The 14,815-nt window shown below is 71.4% G+C and carries 15 protein-coding genes; 9 read left to right on the forward strand and 6 right to left on the reverse strand.

Going from position 1 to position 14,815, the window contains the following annotated elements; genetic code table 11:
* The first annotated feature begins 132 nt into the window (after window positions 1–132).
* Window positions 133–351, forward strand: a complete 219-nt coding sequence (locus J7E97_RS21135; protein WP_215029594.1) for a hypothetical protein — start codon at window positions 133–135, stop codon at window positions 349–351.
* A gap of 82 nt (window positions 352–433) precedes the next feature.
* Window positions 434–715 carry a hypothetical protein gene (locus J7E97_RS21140; RefSeq protein ID WP_215029561.1) on the forward strand — a complete coding sequence of 94 codons (282 nt, stop codon included), beginning with the start codon at window positions 434–436 and terminating at the stop codon, window positions 713–715.
* Window positions 716–914: 199 nt separating this feature from the next.
* Here the strand turns inward: J7E97_RS21140 and J7E97_RS21145 are convergent, their stop codons facing one another.
* From J7E97_RS21145 to J7E97_RS21160, 4 genes are all read right to left on the reverse strand, one after another.
* Window positions 915–1,631, reverse strand: a complete 717-nt coding sequence (locus J7E97_RS21145; protein WP_215029562.1) for a phosphatase PAP2 family protein — start codon at window positions 1,629–1,631, stop codon at window positions 915–917.
* Window positions 1,632–1,834: 203 nt separating this feature from the next.
* Entirely contained in the window at window positions 1,835–2,854 is a 1,020-nt protein-coding gene (locus tag J7E97_RS21150) for a bifunctional lytic transglycosylase/C40 family peptidase (RefSeq protein WP_308346610.1), read from the reverse strand.
* A gap of 293 nt (window positions 2,855–3,147) precedes the next feature.
* A complete protein-coding gene (locus J7E97_RS21155) occupies window positions 3,148–3,969 on the reverse strand; it encodes a thioesterase family protein (RefSeq protein WP_251054894.1) in 822 nt (273 codons plus the stop codon).
* A gap of 41 nt (window positions 3,970–4,010) precedes the next feature.
* Entirely contained in the window at window positions 4,011–4,619 is a 609-nt protein-coding gene (locus tag J7E97_RS21160) for a LysE family translocator (RefSeq protein ID WP_215029567.1), read from the reverse strand.
* A gap of 154 nt (window positions 4,620–4,773) precedes the next feature.
* Between J7E97_RS21160 and J7E97_RS21165 the strand changes: the two genes are divergently transcribed.
* Complete coding sequence (locus J7E97_RS21165) at window positions 4,774–5,580, forward strand: pentapeptide repeat-containing protein (RefSeq protein WP_251054901.1); 807 nt, start codon at window positions 4,774–4,776, stop codon at window positions 5,578–5,580.
* Between the two features lie 125 nt (window positions 5,581–5,705).
* Here the strand turns inward: J7E97_RS21165 and J7E97_RS21170 are convergent, their stop codons facing one another.
* Entirely contained in the window at window positions 5,706–6,308 is a 603-nt protein-coding gene (locus J7E97_RS21170) for a hypothetical protein (RefSeq protein ID WP_215029572.1), read from the reverse strand.
* Between the two features lie 446 nt (window positions 6,309–6,754).
* Between J7E97_RS21170 and J7E97_RS21175 the strand changes: the two genes are divergently transcribed.
* The 6 genes from J7E97_RS21175 (at window position 6,755) to J7E97_RS21200 (ending at window position 14,068) form a co-directional block, all read left to right on the forward strand.
* Entirely contained in the window at window positions 6,755–7,063 is a 309-nt protein-coding gene (locus J7E97_RS21175; protein WP_112452163.1) for a hypothetical protein, read from the forward strand.
* Between the two features lie 85 nt (window positions 7,064–7,148).
* Complete coding sequence (locus J7E97_RS21180; RefSeq protein ID WP_215029574.1) at window positions 7,149–7,994, forward strand: hypothetical protein; 846 nt, start codon at window positions 7,149–7,151, stop codon at window positions 7,992–7,994.
* Complete coding sequence (locus J7E97_RS21185; RefSeq protein ID WP_215029576.1) at window positions 7,984–9,318, forward strand: hypothetical protein; 1,335 nt, start codon at window positions 7,984–7,986, stop codon at window positions 9,316–9,318. The genes J7E97_RS21180 and J7E97_RS21185 overlap by 11 nt, the downstream gene beginning before the upstream one ends.
* Window positions 9,315–10,886 (forward strand): SCO6880 family protein, encoded by a 1,572-nt coding sequence (locus tag J7E97_RS21190; RefSeq protein WP_215029578.1) that lies wholly within the window; start codon window positions 9,315–9,317, stop codon window positions 10,884–10,886. The genes J7E97_RS21185 and J7E97_RS21190 overlap by 4 nt, the downstream gene beginning before the upstream one ends.
* Before the next feature lie 19 nt (window positions 10,887–10,905).
* Window positions 10,906–12,327, forward strand: a complete 1,422-nt coding sequence (locus J7E97_RS21195; protein WP_215029580.1) for an ATP-binding protein — start codon at window positions 10,906–10,908, stop codon at window positions 12,325–12,327.
* A 1-nt stretch (window position 12,328) separates the two neighbouring features.
* Window positions 12,329–14,068 (forward strand): type IV secretory system conjugative DNA transfer family protein, encoded by a 1,740-nt coding sequence (locus J7E97_RS21200; RefSeq protein WP_215029583.1) that lies wholly within the window; start codon window positions 12,329–12,331, stop codon window positions 14,066–14,068.
* A gap of 32 nt (window positions 14,069–14,100) precedes the next feature.
* Here J7E97_RS21200 and J7E97_RS21205 read toward each other — a convergent pair whose 3' ends face one another.
* Window positions 14,101–14,655, reverse strand: coding sequence for a GNAT family N-acetyltransferase (locus tag J7E97_RS21205; RefSeq protein ID WP_215029585.1), 555 nt, complete (start codon window positions 14,653–14,655; stop codon window positions 14,101–14,103).
* Between the last annotated feature and the right edge of the window lie 160 nt (window positions 14,656–14,815).

The following is a 14,815-nucleotide window of genomic DNA, read 5'->3' on the forward strand; positions in this document are numbered from 1 at the left end:
TCCCGGTTCGGCTCCCGGTTCGGCTCCCGTTCCGCCCCCGGTCCGACCCCCGTTCCGCTCCCGGTTCTCCTCCGCGGAACCGACCGGTTCCCGGTAGTCCCCCGGCCCGGACATCCCGGGTACCGTGGTGGCGTGGACCCGCACACCGAAGCGACTCTCGTCCCTCCGCTTGCCGCCGTGCCGCTGCCCCGCGACCCCATCGGACCGGACCTGCCGCTCCCGGACCACGCCACGAGCACCTCGGAGCGCGGCTCCTTCTCCCTGGCCGTCTGCACCTGCGGCTGGCGCGGCCCGGCCCGCCGCTCCCGCGACCTGGCCCGCAAGGACGCCACCCGGCACACGGCGGAGTGAGCGCACCGGCCGCCTGACGGGCCGGTCGCCCGATCGGACGACCCCGCTGGCCGACACGCCCGGGACCGGTTGCCCTTGACCCATGCCCGGACCCGCGCTCCCACCGCGCCTCGCCGCCCTCCTCTGGGCCCCGCTGATCGCGCTCGCCCCGGCCGCGACGGCCCCCGCCGCCACCGTCAGCGCCGTCACCGCGCCCGCCCGGGCCAGCCCGGTGGGCACGGCGGACGGCCCCGGCGAAGTCGCCCTGGCCATCGGGGTCACCACCGCCGCGGCCGCCGCGACCGCGCTGTGGCTGCGCTCCCGCTACCGCTACCGCCGCGAGGACGCGGACGCCGTAGAGGGCGCCGACGGCGGCGACCCGTGACCCCGCCCCCGCGCTCCCGCCCGCCGGCGGTCCGCCTCTGCTTCGGGGCGGCCGCGCTGTGTCTGCTGGCGGCCGTGGTCATGAGCGTGTGGGAGTCGTACGGCGTCGGATGAGCGCCCGTTCACGACCACCGGGTCGGGGCTGCGGGTGAAGACCGCCCGTTCATGACCGCCGGATCACGACCGGCCAAGGCCCGGGCTCAGGCGGCGAGGTCGCTCTCGTGGCCGCGTACCGGCGGCGGGGTGGGCGAGGCGAGGTCCAGCGGCCGGGCCAGTACCCGGCCCCGCGCGCGGACCAGTACGCCCAGGCGGGGCGACCGGGCCACCGCCCGCACCACCGGGGTCAGCAGCGCCATCGCGAGCGGCGCGAGCAGCAGCACCACGGCGGTGCCGAGGGCCAGTCCGCCGATGACGTCGGTCGGGTAGTGCAGGCCCATGTAGACCCGGGTGAACCCCTCCAGCAGGGCCAGCCCGATCCCGATGGAGCCGAACTTGCGGTGGGCGACGAACAGGCCGACGCCCAGCGCCATGGCGAGCGTCGAGTGGTCGCTGACGAAGGAGAAGGCGCTGTGGCTGATCCCGGCTCCGGGATCCAGCACCTCGACCCCCTCGTGCTGCGCGACCGGCCGCGCCCGGCCCACGAATTCGCGCAGCGGAACGTTCAGGAGCAGCGCGGCACCCGCGGCGAGCGGGGCCCACACGAGGGCGGTGAAGGACTCGACGGCCGCGGCTTCGTCCTGGCGGCGCGCCCCGCGCCAGCACCACAGCACCAGGAGCACGAGGGCCAGCGGGATCCCGTACTCGCCGACGACCGCGACCGCCCGGTCCAGCCAGTCCGGGGCCCACCGGGACAGTCCGTTGATCTCGTACAGCAGGCTTACATCCACGTTCGGCCCACCAGTTGTGAGTCCAGCCATGGTGATGCGGCCCCTTGCCCTTGCCTAGGTACTTCGGCGGGCGCACCCCTGTGTGCGCCCCTTCGCCCCCCGGTATGCAGTCCGGTGATTCAGTCCCCGTGACCATGGAACGCCCGTTCTGGCCGCCGCGTTCCACTCTCCACCGAATGATCACTCCAACGTTATCGAAGAGTGACTCATCGTCGCAGCTCAGGGCCTACGCCTCACGCTGCGTTGCCGACGCCCTCGCGCCTCGGCAGCGCTTCCGCACCGTCCTTGGTCACGCGGGTGGCACCGAAGTAGTCAGGCGTGTCGATCTTGTCGAAGCGGATCACGGCGCCGGTGAACGGGGCGTTGATCATGTACCCGCCGCCCACGTACAGCCCGACGTGCCGGATCTCCCGGGAGTTCGTCAGATCATCGGAGAAGAACACCAGGTCTCCCGGCAGCAGTTCCGCCCGCGAGGGGTGCGGACCGGCGTTGTACTGGTCGTTCGCCACGCGCGGCAGGTCGATCCCGACGGATTCGTACGCGGCCTTGGTCAGCCCCGAACAGTCGAACCGCCCACCCTGATCGGCCGTCCCGTTCCCACCCCACAAGTAGGGCGTCCCCAACTGCTTCTGCGCGAAGTAGATCGCCCCGGCCGCCTGCTGCGAGGGCGCCACCCGCCCGACGGGAGCCTCGAAGCTCTTGGCGAGGGTAGTGATCGTCTTCACGTACCCCTGGGTCTCCCGGAACGGCGGGACCCCCTGATGCTGTATCACCGCACCGGGCCCGGCGTTGTAGGCGGCCAGCATGTTCCTGACGGCGTCCCCGGGCACCTTGCCCACGTACCGCGCGAGCTCGCAGTCGTACGAAGCCGCCGATGGGATCGCGTCGTTGGGATCCCAGATGTCCCGGTCGCCGTCGCCGTCCCCGTCGATGCCGTGCGTGGCCCAGGTGCCCGGAATGAACTGCGCGATGCCCCGCGCGTCGGCCGGGCTGACGACACCAGGGTCCCAGCCGCTCTCCGAGTAGAGCTGCGCCGCCAGGAGGGCCGGGGTCAGGGTCGGGCAGAGGTTGCCCCACTTCTGTACGAGCGCCTGGTACTTCCCCGGCACGGCCCCCTTCACGAGGCCCACCGCCCGGCCGCCCGCACCGGTCGCGAGCCCCGCGGCGGCCGAGTACGTGCCGACCACGAGCAGGGCGACGAAGCACAGGCATGCTCCGAAGCCGATACCGCCGATGACCCAGACTCTGCGCACCCGCCAACCCTCCCCCATCGAACCGTCAATCCCCGGGCATTCACCCTCCGTGTCGAAGCATCCCCCGTTGTCATCCCTATGGGGGGCCTCTGTCGAAACCGGTACACCGCAAACTCGTGCCCTCCGTGGCCGAAACCGGATGCCGGAACACCACGGTCCGGCCACCCGGATCCCGCGCCGGAGGCGGCGCCCTGACGGCCTTTCCGCTCAGCCGCACGCGCCGCGGCGACTTCCCTACGGCTCAAGCGGGTTGGCCGGGTCGGGCTCCCGCCCCGCACCGCTCGCCCACAGCGCTAGGTCCTCGGCGCCACGAAGAGGCTCTGCGCGCTCCGCCCGATCGGCCCCTTCTCATCGTGCAGGCGGGCGTCCGCGAGGCCGATGCCGGCCGCGTCCACACTCGTACGGGCTTCCACGCACACCCACTCGCCCACCGGATGGCGGTGCAGATGGACGGTGAGGTCGCCGTTGACGAAGACGTACCGCCCGAAGTCCATGACGGAGCTGATGCCGTTGCCCGAATCCGCGGCGACCAGCACCCGGTCCAGGGGCCTGGCCTCCTCCCCGGCCACCAGCGGCACCCCCATCCGCATCCAGCAGGTGCCGGGACCGAGTTCGACGAACGCGCCCTCGGTGAAGCGGGTTTCCATCGCCGAGTGGTAGCCCGTCTCCCACGGCACCGGGAAGAACGGCGTCACCCCCACCTCCCCGGGCGGCGGCAGCTCCGGCCCCGGCACGACGGCCGGTACGGACTCTGCCGCCGTCCGGATCCGCAGGGCGCGCGCCAGCATCACGGGCGCCGCCCCGGCGGGGGCCAGCGCGGCCTCGACGACCTCGGTGCCGCGGCCGGCCCGCAGCACGCTGGTGGTCACCTCCAACGGGCCGATCGGCACCGGGCGCAGGATCTCGTACGTGATCCGGGCGATCCGCATGTCCTCCCGGCCGCCCGGCCGCTCCTCGATCGCCCGGCCCAGCAGCGCGGCCGGCGGGCCGGCGTGCTGCGAGCCGGGGTCCCAGGGGCCGCGCGTGTACCCGGTGGCCCGGAACCGGCCCGCGTCGATCCGCTCGTAGAACGCCTCGACCTCACTCATGCCACCCATGCCATCCATGCCAGCCATGCCCCGCACGCTACCGACAGGTAACCCGCGCCCGCCAGACCTCAGCGGGCGAACCCCAGGCCCACCCCGAGCCCCACCAGCACCGAACCGATGGCCCGGTTCAGCGCCTTCTGCGCCTTCAGCATCCGGTCGCGCAGCCGCGAGTTGGAGAAGAACAGGGCCACCGCCCCGAACCAGCCCAGGTGCGCCGCCGACATGAACAGCCCGTACCCGGCCTGCTGCCACACCGGGGTGTCCGGCCCGACCACCTGCGTGAAGGTCGACACGACGAACAGCGTGGTCTTCGGATTGAGCACGTTCGTCAGGAACCCGGCCCGCAGCGCCGCGAACGGCGTCAGCCCGGTCTTCTCCTCCAGGTCCACGGTCACCTCGGCCCGCGCCCGGAAGGTCCTTATCCCGATCCACACCAGGTACGCGGCGCCCGCGAGCTTGATCACCGTGAAGAGCCCGGCGGAGGAGGCGATCAGCAGACCGACCCCGAGCATCGTGTACGAGACGTGGACCAGCACGCCGGCCGCGACCCCGGCGGCCGCGAACAGCCCGGTGGGACGCCCGTAGAGATAGCTGTTGCGGACGACCATGGCGAAATCCGCGCCGGGACTGATGACGGCGAGGAAGGTGATGACGGCGACTGCGATCACTTGGGTCATGATCCGATGCTCGCGCCCGCGCGCTGCGCGATCAAGACCGCTCCGCAGGGCGGGCACCCCATCTCCCCCACCAGGGGACAATGGCGACGTGCCCAAGCCTCACACCTCCCCCGCGGCCCCCACCCCCGCGAACCCGACCCCCGCCCCCACCCCGCTGCCGCTCCCGCTGCTGCGGGCGGACTGCGCCAACTGCTTCGCGCTGTGCTGCGTCGCCCTGCCCTTCGCCAAGTCCACCGACTTCGCGGTGAACAAGCCCGCCGGCACCCCCTGCAAGAACCTCCGCCAGGACTTCCACTGCGGCATCCACACCCGGCTGCGCGACGAGGGCTTCCCCGGCTGCACCGTCTTCGACTGCTTCGGCGCGGGCCAGCAGGTCTCCCAGGTCACCTTCGGCGGCCGCGACTGGCGCACCCACCCCGGCACCTCCGGCGCGATGTTCGAGGTCTTCCCGGTGATGCGGCAGCTGCACGAGCTGCTCGCCTACCTCTCCGAGGCCCTCACCCTCCCCGCGGCCCGCCCCGTCCACGCCGCCCTCCGCGTGGCCCTGGCCGACACCACACGCTGGACGCGGGCCACCGCCGAGGCCCTCGCGGCGCTCGACATCGGCCCCCTCCGCCAGGAGGCCAACGCCCTCCTCCTGAAGACCAGCGAGCTCGTACGCGCCAAGGTGCCCGGCCGCAAGAAGAACCACCGCGGCGCCGACCTGATGGGCGCCCGCCTCTCGGGGGCGGACCTGCGCGGCGCCAACCTGCGCGGCGCCTACCTGATCGCGGCCGACCTCAGCGGCGCCGACCTCCGCTCGGCCGACCTGATCGGCGCGGACTTCCGCGACACCGACCTGCGCGGCGCCGACCTCCGCGACGCCCTCTTCCTCACACAACCCCAGCTCAACGCGGCCAAGGGCTCCCCCGCCACCCTCCTCCCGCCCACCCTGGACCACCCCGCGCACTGGCTCCCGTAGGAAACCCCGCGGGTCCGCGGTGCCGCCCGGACCCGGGACACCCTGGACAGCACGAACACCCCGCCGGTGCCGCGCCCGGCTCGTGCCCCGGGCGCGGCACCGGCGGGGATGCCGGCCGGCGGCCGTCAGGGCTTGACGACCGCCTGCCAGCCCAACGGGCAGGTCATGCTCATGGGCCCGTAGTCGCAGGCGATCTCGGAGACGTCCCCACCCTGCGTCAACACCTTCACGTACGCCCGGGGGCCGGTGAAGGTGATGGACACGCTGCACGCGTTCTTCGGGAAGCCCGGGTTCGCCCGCGTGGTGAGGTCCTTCCAGATGTACGGACCGACGGCGACCGGAGTCGCGGTCCGCCGGCCGATGTACACGCGCCCCCTGATCAGCGCGGCGCTGAGCTCCTGATCGGCCACCGCCTTGACCGAGTCCAGGTCGACGCACGGACCGGCCGGCCCGCGGTCGCCCTTCGGCCCCCGGTCGCCCTTCGGCCCCTTCCCGCCCCGCTGACCGCGCTGGCCCTGACACCCGTTGCCGCCCATGGGCGCCGCCTTGGCGCCCTTCACGGGCTTCACCGACCGCAGGTCGTCGTCCCCGCCGGGCTTCGCGCAGGAAGCACCGCCGGCGGCGACCGCCACCGGGGCCGACACCCCCGTGAGCACGAGCGCCAAAGGCACCGCGAACCCACCGGCCACCCACGCCGCCCGCCGCCCCGCCCTACTGAAGTAACCCATCCGTCGACCACTCCTCACATCGCCACATCGCCGCACCGCGTGCCGCGTTGCCGCGTACTCGCCTACCGAACGAGGTGGAGCATCACCCCCGACTCCGCGCCCGGATGGAACGACTGACGGAATGTCGGACATATGTCATCGGGATGGCCGAACGACACGCCCGCCCACTGAGCCGAACGGCGTCCCCTCGGCAGGCGCCCCGTACGGCGGGACCCCAATCATTGCCCGCGGTCACCCCTCGTGATACACAGAGTGACCATACGCTCTTTCCCCCACACGCCGCCCGAGCCCAGGTCAGAGCAGGCGAACGGAACCATCGGGCGCAGATCGGGTAAAGAGAGCAGTCAAGTCGACATACGGCGCCGGTTTCATCAGCGAAGATAGAGCGTGACCCTTGCCGTCCGGGCACGGGCTAACGGAACTACCCCTTCAGGGCGGTGAGTTACATGATCCTGGCAGCCGAAAAAGGCGACATCACCACCATCATCGGCGGAATCGCCCCGAACTGGGGCCCGTTCGGCAGTCTCGGCAACGAAGCGAAGATCATGGTCGAGGTGGTCATGGCCGTCGCGATCCTCCTCTGCCTCGGCATCGCCATCTGGGGCGCCGCCAAGCAGCGCATCGGCGCGACGGCCCTGCGCGACACCTTCAGCGCGGAACAGGGCAAGGGCCTGATCGTGGCCGGCCTGACGGGCGTCTTCATCATCGGCTCCCTCGGCACGCTCTTCACCATCGTGTACGGAATGGCCGTCTAGCCAGTGCCCTGATGAGGACTCACCACGCCGCGCCTGCGCGGATACCAGCGCTACCGTCGTACGAAGCGGAGGGGGCGAACACCGAATGAGCAGCGACGACCAATACGGTGGTGGCGGCGGCGCGGGCCACGGCGAAGTCGGCGGCACGGGCCAGACCCGTACCCGCTTCCCGGAGTCCTCCTCGGACCCCTACGGCTCCCCCCGCCGCACCCCCCGCGCCTCCCGCGGCCTGATCGCGGTCGTCGGCGTGGTGGTCCTCCTAATCGCCGCCATCGCGTTCGCGAACCAGTCCCACACCCCCCAGGACCCCCCGCCGGCCTCCGACAAACCCCCGGCCACCAACCCCACGGCAGCCACGGGCGTCCCCCCGGTCGACACCAAGTCCGCGGGCATCCCGAAGGGCTTCCCCCAGAACGAGCAGGGCGCGCAGTCCGCTGCCGCGAACTACGCGGTGGCACTGGGCTCCGACGGCATGTTCGATGCGACGCGGAGACGTGCCATCGTGCAGGCCGTGTACCTGCCGGACGTCGCCTCCGCCCGTCAGGGCGATCTGGATCGCGTCTATGCGGACCAGCAGTTCCTGGCCCGCATCGGACTCGATGCCGGCGGCAAAGCTCCCAAGGGGCTGACCTTCATCTCGCGGACGAACCCCGTGGGCACAAAGATGGAGCGGTTCGGCGGTGACACCGCGAGCGTCTCCGTCTGGTACTCGACGCTGTTCGGCCTCGCAGGGGAGGGTTCCAAGAACCCGGTCGCCGAAAGTTGGTACACCAACACCTTCGACCTCCGCTGGATCAGCGGGGACTGGCGCATCTCCAACTTCACGCAGAAGGACGGTCCGGCCCCCGTGGGCCGGGACCAAGCAGCGGCCTCCGCTGAAGAGATGGCCGCAGCTGTGTCCCAGTTCGGGGGGCTTACCTATGCACGCTAGCCGTCGCGGCTTGTCCTTCCTGGCCATCGCAACGGCCGTGCAGACCGCTACCGTCCTCTTGACCACCCGGGCCATGGCCGCTCCAACGCCGACGCCCACGCCGACGCCCACGCCCCAGGCGAGCAACAACCCCTGCGACCTGATCCGCGGCCCCGCCAAGGACTACTGCGAACGAGGCGACGGCGCAACCGGCGGAGCCCCCCGTACGGGCCTCGCCCCCAGCGACCCCACCGACGCCCTCAACCCCCTCACCTCCCTCGCCAAGGGCTGCGCCGACGCCGCCGCCTGGATCGTCGGCGAGCTCAGCAAGGCGGTCAACGGCACGGCCAACGTCGACTTCACCAACGGCGCCTTCCTCAAGCAGTACGCCATCGTCTTCGCCGCCTCCACCATCCTGACCCTCGTCCTGTGGCTCTTCGCCGTCGCCAAACGAGCCATCCGCGGCGTCCCCTTCACCACCGCCATGTCCGAGGCCATCGGCTTCCTCTGGCTCACCGTCCTCGCCTCCGCCTTCACCCCGCTCATCCTCTACACCATCGTCTCCGCCACCGACGGCGTCACCGAGGTCATCGCCTCCGCCACCGGCGGCCAGACCGACGTCTTCTTCGGCTCCTTCGCCGAAGCCCTCAAGAAGGGCGACGACATCGGCGGCGGCCCGATCATGCTGATCGTGGTAGCCCTCGTCACCGTCCTCGCCGCCGGCATCCTCTGCCTCGAACTCGTGATCCGGGCCGCGCTCCTCTACGTCGGCGCCCTGCTCGGCACCGTCGTCTACGCCGGCCTCGTCGACCGCAACCTCTGGGGCCACGTCCGCCGCTGGGCGGGCATCATGATCGCCGTGATCCTCGTGAAGCCGGTCATCGTCATCGTCCTCGGCCTCGCCGGGGCCCTGGCCGGCGAGAAGGGTCCCAATGCCTTCTCCGCCGTCGTCTCCGGCCTCGCCATCATCCTCCTGGCGATCTTCGCCTCGGCGATGATCTACCGCTTCGTACCCGGCTTCGGCGACGAGATCGCCTCCGCCCGCTCCACCCGCAGCAAGGCCACCGACGGCGCCCAGGCCGCCGCCGTCATCAGCTCCCCCGCCTCCCTCGTCTCCCAGGGCATCAAAACCCACAGCAGCCGCGGCGGCAGCGGTGCGGGCGCCCACCGCGCGAGCGGCGGCGGAGGCGGCGACGCCAACCAGATCTCCGGAGGCATGGCCGCACACAGCAGCCGCGGCTCCGGCGGCAGAAGCGGCGGAAGCGGCGCCGGCGGCGGATCCGCCGCCGCGCCCCCGCCCCGTACGAGCTCCAGCACGAGGAACACAGGAGGTGACGGGCGGTGACGACCCAGTCCCACCAGCTCCACCAACTCCACCCGGTCGCGCCCCGCCGCACCTATCTCATCGGCCGGGCCCGGCCGAACGCGATCGTCGGCAAGAACCGCGAGACGGGCGAGATCGCGCTGATCATCGCCGGCGCGTTCCTCGGCATGATGAGCGGACTGCTCGTCCCCAGCCTCACCCTGCGCATCGTCACGCTCGCCGGCTTCCCCATGCTGGCGCTCGCCGCCGTCTACGTCCCCTTCCGCGGCCGCACCTTCTACCGCTGGTTCGAGATCAACCGCAGCTACAAGCGCACCCTGCGCCGCGGCACGACGTTCCGCTCGGGCGCCATGGAAGCCGGCATCCGCGCCGCCGACGGCCGCGAGGTCGAAGTCGGCCCGCCCCCCGGCATCGGCCGCATCAACTGGCTCGCGGCGCCCTTCGGCCCCGATGAGATCGCCGTGCTCCTCCACGCGGACCGCAGGACCGTCACCGCCGCCATCGAGATCGAGGGCCCCGGAGTGGGCCTGCGCGACAGCGAGGACCAAGAAGCCCTCGTCGACCGCTTCGGCACCCTCCTCAAGCACGTGGCCAACGGCGACGGCTTCGTCACCCGCCTCCAGATGCTCGCCCGCACCCTCCCCGCGGACCCCGACGCGCACGCCAAGGACGTGGCCCAGCGCGGCGACACCCGCGCCCCCGGCTGGCTGCGCGACTCCTACGACCAGCTCCAGTCGATGGTGTCCACCTCCTCCGAGCAGCACCGCGCGTACCTCGTCGCCTGCATGCACTTCACCCGCGAACTCGCCGCCGAGGCCCAGACCATCGCCCGCGCGGGCACCCCGTACAAGGGCCGCAAGCTCGACCGCGACGCCGGCCTCGCCATCGTCATGGCCCGCGAACTCACCGACATCTGCGCCCGCCTCGCCGAGGCCGACATCCGCGTCCGCCAGCCGCTCGGCCAGGGCCGGCTGTCCTCCCTCGTGCACTCCATGTACGACCCGGACCACCCCATCGACCACATCCAGGCCATGACCAAGCGCAACGCCTGGCCCGCCGAACTCGACGCCGTGGAACCCACCTACCTCCAGGCCAAGACCCGCGAGTCCTCCACCCGCGCCCCCTGGTGCCACGCCACCGCGTGGGTGAAGGAATGGCCGATGACCCCGGTCGGCGTCAACTTCCTCGCACCGCTCCTCGTCCACACGCCCGACGTGATCCGCACCGTCGCCGTCACCATGGACCTCGAACCCACCGAGATCGCCATCGAGCGCATGCTCACCGAGAAGACCAACGACGAGGCCGACGCCAGCCGCGCCGCCAAGATGAACCGCACCGTCGACCCCCGTGACATCGCCGCACACGGCCGGCTCGACCAGCGCGGTGAAGACCTCGCGAGCGGCGCCGCGGGAGTCAACCTCGTCGGGTACATCACCGTGTCCTCGCGGTCCCCCGAGGCCCTCGCCCGCGACAAGCGCACCATCCGCGCCTCCGCGGGCAAGTCCTACCTGAAACTCGAATGGTGCGACCGCGAACACCACCGCGCCTTCGTCAACACCCTGCCGTTCGCCACCGGCATCCGACGCTAGCTGGAGGGAATGGCCGCCCATGCGAGATCCCATGTCCGCCCTGACGGACGCCTTCACCAGCTTCCTGTTCGGCAAGGTCGAAACCACCAGACTGCCCGTGCGCACCTCCACCGGCCAGGCGCAGGCCGTCTACCTGCCCACCGCCGCCCCCGGACTCGGCGACTCCGGGGTCATCATCGGCCGTGAGGTCTACAGCGGCAAGGGCTACATCTACGACCCCTTCCAGCTGTACGGCCAGCAGCTCCCGGCCCCGCACTGGCTGGTCCTCGGCGAATCCGGCAACGGCAAGTCGGCCCTCGAGAAGACGTACGTCCTGCGCCAACTGCGCTTCAAGGACCGCCAGGTCGTCGTGCTCGACGCCCAGGGCGAGGACGGCGTCGGCGAATGGAACCTCATCGCCCAGCAGCTGGGAATAACCCCCATCCGCCTGGACCCGATCGCCGCCAACGACGACGGGATCCGACTCAACCCCCTCGACCCGGCGATCACCACGACCGGCCAGCTCGCGCTGCTCCGCACCATCATCGAAGTCGCCATGGGCCACGGCCTCGACGAACGCTCCGGTTTCGCCCTCAAGGTCGCGCACGCGTACGTCGTCGAAACGATCACCACCCGCCAGCCGGTCCTGACCGACATCGTGGAACAACTGCGCCACCCCGAGCCCGAATCCGCCCTCGCGATGAACGTCGACACAGACGATGTCCGGGCCTGGGGCCTCGACGTGGCGCTCGTCATCGACCGTCTCGTCGACGGCGACCTGCGAGGCATGTTCGACGGCCCCACCACCGTCGGCATCGACCTCGACGCCCCGCTGATCGTCTTCGACCTCTCCCACATCGACCGCAACTCCATCGCCATGCCCATCCTGATGGCGATCGTCGGAGTATGGCTGGAGCACACCTGGATCCGCCCCGACCGGAAGAAGCGCATCTTCCTGGTCGAGGAGGCCTGGCACATCATCAACAGCCCCTTCGTGGCCCAGCTGTTCCAGCGGCTCCTCAAATTCGGCCGCCGCCTCGGCCTGTCCTTCGTCGCCGTCGTCCACCACCTCTCGGACGTCGTCGACGGCGCGGCGGCCCGCGAAGCCGCGGCCATCCTCAAGATGGCCTCGACCCGCACGATCTACGCCCAAAAAGCAGACGAGGCCCGCGCCACGGGCCGAGTACTGGGCCTGCCGCGCTGGGCGGTGGAAATCATCCCGACCCTCACCCCCGGCATCGCCGTCTGGGACGTCAACGGCAACGTCCAGGTCGTCAAACACCTGATCACCGAAGCCGAACGCCCCCTCGTCTACACGGACCGCGCCATGACCGAAACCTCGGCCCAGCACCGGCTGCCCGCCGACCTCCTCGCCGCCGAACTGGAGGCGGAGGAACGCGCCCTCCTGATGGAACGCCACCGCAACGGCGGTGGCACCGGCTCGGCAACAACGGTGGCCTGACATGCCCGACCGCACGGACCGCCCTTCCCAGGGCGGCATCCCGGACGGCCTCCTGGTGGGCCTCCTCGCCTTCCTCCTCGGCCTGGCCGTCCTCGTCTGGACGTCCACCGGCCTCTCCGCCCTCCTCGCGAAGGGCGCCTGGCCCGACACGGTCACCTTCACCCGCACCCCGACGGCGGTCCGCTCCCTGATAACTCACCCCCAAGACCTCCCCTCAGCCTGGCCGGACACCACCCCCGCGGCCCTCTCCGGCTGGGGCCTCTTCTGGGGCCTCTTCATCGGCCAACTCCTGATCCTCCTGGTCCTGACCATCTTCACCCTAGGCACCCTGGCCCGCTCAAAATCCCGCCACAAAAACCCGCCCCCACCGGCCCCCTCGGTCCTGGCAGCAAATCCAGCCCCGGCTGCAAATCCAGCCCCGGCTGCAAGTCCAGCGCCGCCGGCAAATCCAGCGTCGGCTGCAAATCCAGCCCCGGCTGCAAATCCAGCGCCGCCGGCAAATCCAGCCCCGCCGGCGTTTGAGGTGCGGGGGTCCGGGGGCTGGCCCCCGGCAACGGCGCCGCACGGCAACCACGGCGCGACACCACCCCCAGCCGCACCACCGGTGTCCGAGACCCAGATCCCCGGCGGCCGATCCCCGGCAACCGCGCCCACCGACGAGGCCTACCGCTACGGCTTCGGCTACGCCCCCCAATCCCCGGCAACGGCAACGGGATCAGGACCGGGACGGGGTCTGGGACAGGGTCTGGGACAGGGTCTGGGACAGGGACCGGGCCCGGGATCAGGACCGGGATCAAGACCGACCCCCCGCCGCCTCACCTACGCTCCCCCGGAGCACCGCCACCCCGCAGCCAGCGCAGCGATCACCGCTGCACCCGGCCCCGTTCTCGTCATCACCTCCTCCCCCACCCTCTGGTCGCAGACCAAGGACGCCCGCGCCAAACTCGGCCCCGTCCTCCTCTACGACCCCTCCCACCTCTGCGACACCCCGGCCCGCCTGCACTGGAACCCGGCCACCGACTGCGCGGACCGCGAAACCGCCGCCGCCCGCGCCATCGCGCTCCTCGCCCCGGTCCGCCCCCAGGCCCGCATGGACACGGCGGTCGCGGAAACCGCCGAAACGCTCCTCCGCAGCTGGCTCCAGGCCGCCGCCCTCGACAACCGCCCGTTCAAGCAGCTCCACCGCTGGGCCCAGGGCACGAACGCCCAGGAGCCGGTCCGCATCCTCCGTACCCACCCCCAGGCACCGGTCATCGCCCCCGGCACGGCCGGAGAGCTCGAGAGCGCCCTCACCGCCCACGCCGGGCGCCGCGAACTCGCCCAGCACCTCACGGCCCGCGCGCTGAGCGCGCTCTCCTCGATCCACATCCGCGAGTCCTGCACCCCGAACAGAACCGACTCGCTCGCCCTCGCATCGTTCGTCTCCGAAGGGGGCACCCTTTACGTGGTGGGCGAACCGCTGGAAGATCCCCGGACCCACCCGGGTGCGATGCCACTGCTGACCGCACTCGCCTCCAGCGTGGTCGAGCACGGCCGTCGCGTGGCCGCACGGTCATCCCACGGTCGGCTCGACCCACCACTGGCGCTCGTCTTCGACGATGTCGCCGCTGTCGCGCCGATCCCCCAGCTCCCGCAGCTGCTCCAGGACGACACGCTCCCCCTCCTCGCCCTGTGCCGCAGCCGCGAACAGGCCCGCTCCCGCTGGCCGGAAGCGGACCTGCCCGTCAACGCCGGCCCGTAACCGCCACGTCCCCTCCGGCTGCTATACGGCCGCTACGGCCGCGCGAACACGTACTCCAGCTCCTTCGCGGACGGGTCGGTCGGCATCGGCACGACCTTCCCGCTCGCCGCGAACCCGAAGCGCCGGTAGAACGCGGCCGCCCTCGGGTTGTCCTCGTGCACGAAGAGCCGTACGCGCTCCAGCACCGGCTCCTCCATCGACCAGGCCCAGTCCAGCGCGGCCTCGAAAAGGGCTTCGGTCAGCCCGGTCCCCCGCTGCTCGGGCCGTACGAACACGCCCACGAGGTGTCCCTGCGTCTGCTCGACGGTCCCCTCGAAGAGGTCGCTCGCCCCGCGCTCCTCGACGAGGACCGTCACCGTCCCGTCCCACTGCCCATCGGCCGATTCGGCGACGAACTGCCGGACGCCTCGCCCGGACGCGGCCCCGGCCGCCCGGTCCCGCCAGAAGTCATCCGCTTTGCTCTCGGCCTGTTCGACCGTCTCCAGGAAGGCCACGGCCGCCACCGGATCGTGCAGGGCCGTGATCCGCAGTTCCTTGACCTTGGCCCATTCGTCGGCGCGTACAGGCCGTATCTCGTGCTCGTTCATAGCTCGGGATCCTAGCCAGCCGGCCAGGAAGACTTCCTCCGGTTTTCGCAAGGCCCCGTAAACGCAGAAAAGCCCCGCACCGAACCCTGTAAGGGCTGGTGCGGGGCTTTCCCACAATAATTGTTCGGCGGCGTCCTACTCTCCCACAGGGTCCCCCCTG

The organism is Streptomyces sp. ISL-66 (assembly GCF_018614135.1).
Lineage (GTDB): Bacteria > Actinomycetota > Actinomycetes > Streptomycetales > Streptomycetaceae > Streptomyces.

What these genes read in the sequence shown, in the direction of transcription:
- J7E97_RS21140 (WP_215029561.1), top strand. Translation starts at nt 434, where the DNA reads ATGCCCGGACCCGCGCTCCCACCGCGCCTCGCCGCCCTCCTCTGGGCC.
- J7E97_RS21145 (WP_215029562.1), bottom strand. Translation starts at nt 1,631, where the DNA reads ATGGCTGGACTCACAACTGGTGGGCCGAACGTGGATGTAAGCCTGCTG.
- J7E97_RS21155 (WP_251054894.1), bottom strand. Translation starts at nt 3,969, where the DNA reads ATGGCTGGCATGGATGGCATGGGTGGCATGAGTGAGGTCGAGGCGTTC.
- J7E97_RS21160 (WP_215029567.1), bottom strand. Translation starts at nt 4,619, where the DNA reads ATGACCCAAGTGATCGCAGTCGCCGTCATCACCTTCCTCGCCGTCATC.
- J7E97_RS21170 (WP_215029572.1), bottom strand. Translation starts at nt 6,308, where the DNA reads ATGGGTTACTTCAGTAGGGCGGGGCGGCGGGCGGCGTGGGTGGCCGGT.
- J7E97_RS21175 (WP_112452163.1), top strand. Translation starts at nt 6,755, where the DNA reads ATGATCCTGGCAGCCGAAAAAGGCGACATCACCACCATCATCGGCGGA.
- J7E97_RS21180 (WP_215029574.1), top strand. Translation starts at nt 7,149, where the DNA reads ATGAGCAGCGACGACCAATACGGTGGTGGCGGCGGCGCGGGCCACGGC.
- J7E97_RS21185 (WP_215029576.1), top strand. Translation starts at nt 7,984, where the DNA reads ATGCACGCTAGCCGTCGCGGCTTGTCCTTCCTGGCCATCGCAACGGCC.
- J7E97_RS21195 (WP_215029580.1), top strand. Translation starts at nt 10,906, where the DNA reads ATGCGAGATCCCATGTCCGCCCTGACGGACGCCTTCACCAGCTTCCTG.
- J7E97_RS21200 (WP_215029583.1), top strand. Translation starts at nt 12,329, where the DNA reads ATGCCCGACCGCACGGACCGCCCTTCCCAGGGCGGCATCCCGGACGGC.
- J7E97_RS21205 (WP_215029585.1), bottom strand. Translation starts at nt 14,655, where the DNA reads ATGAACGAGCACGAGATACGGCCTGTACGCGCCGACGAATGGGCCAAG.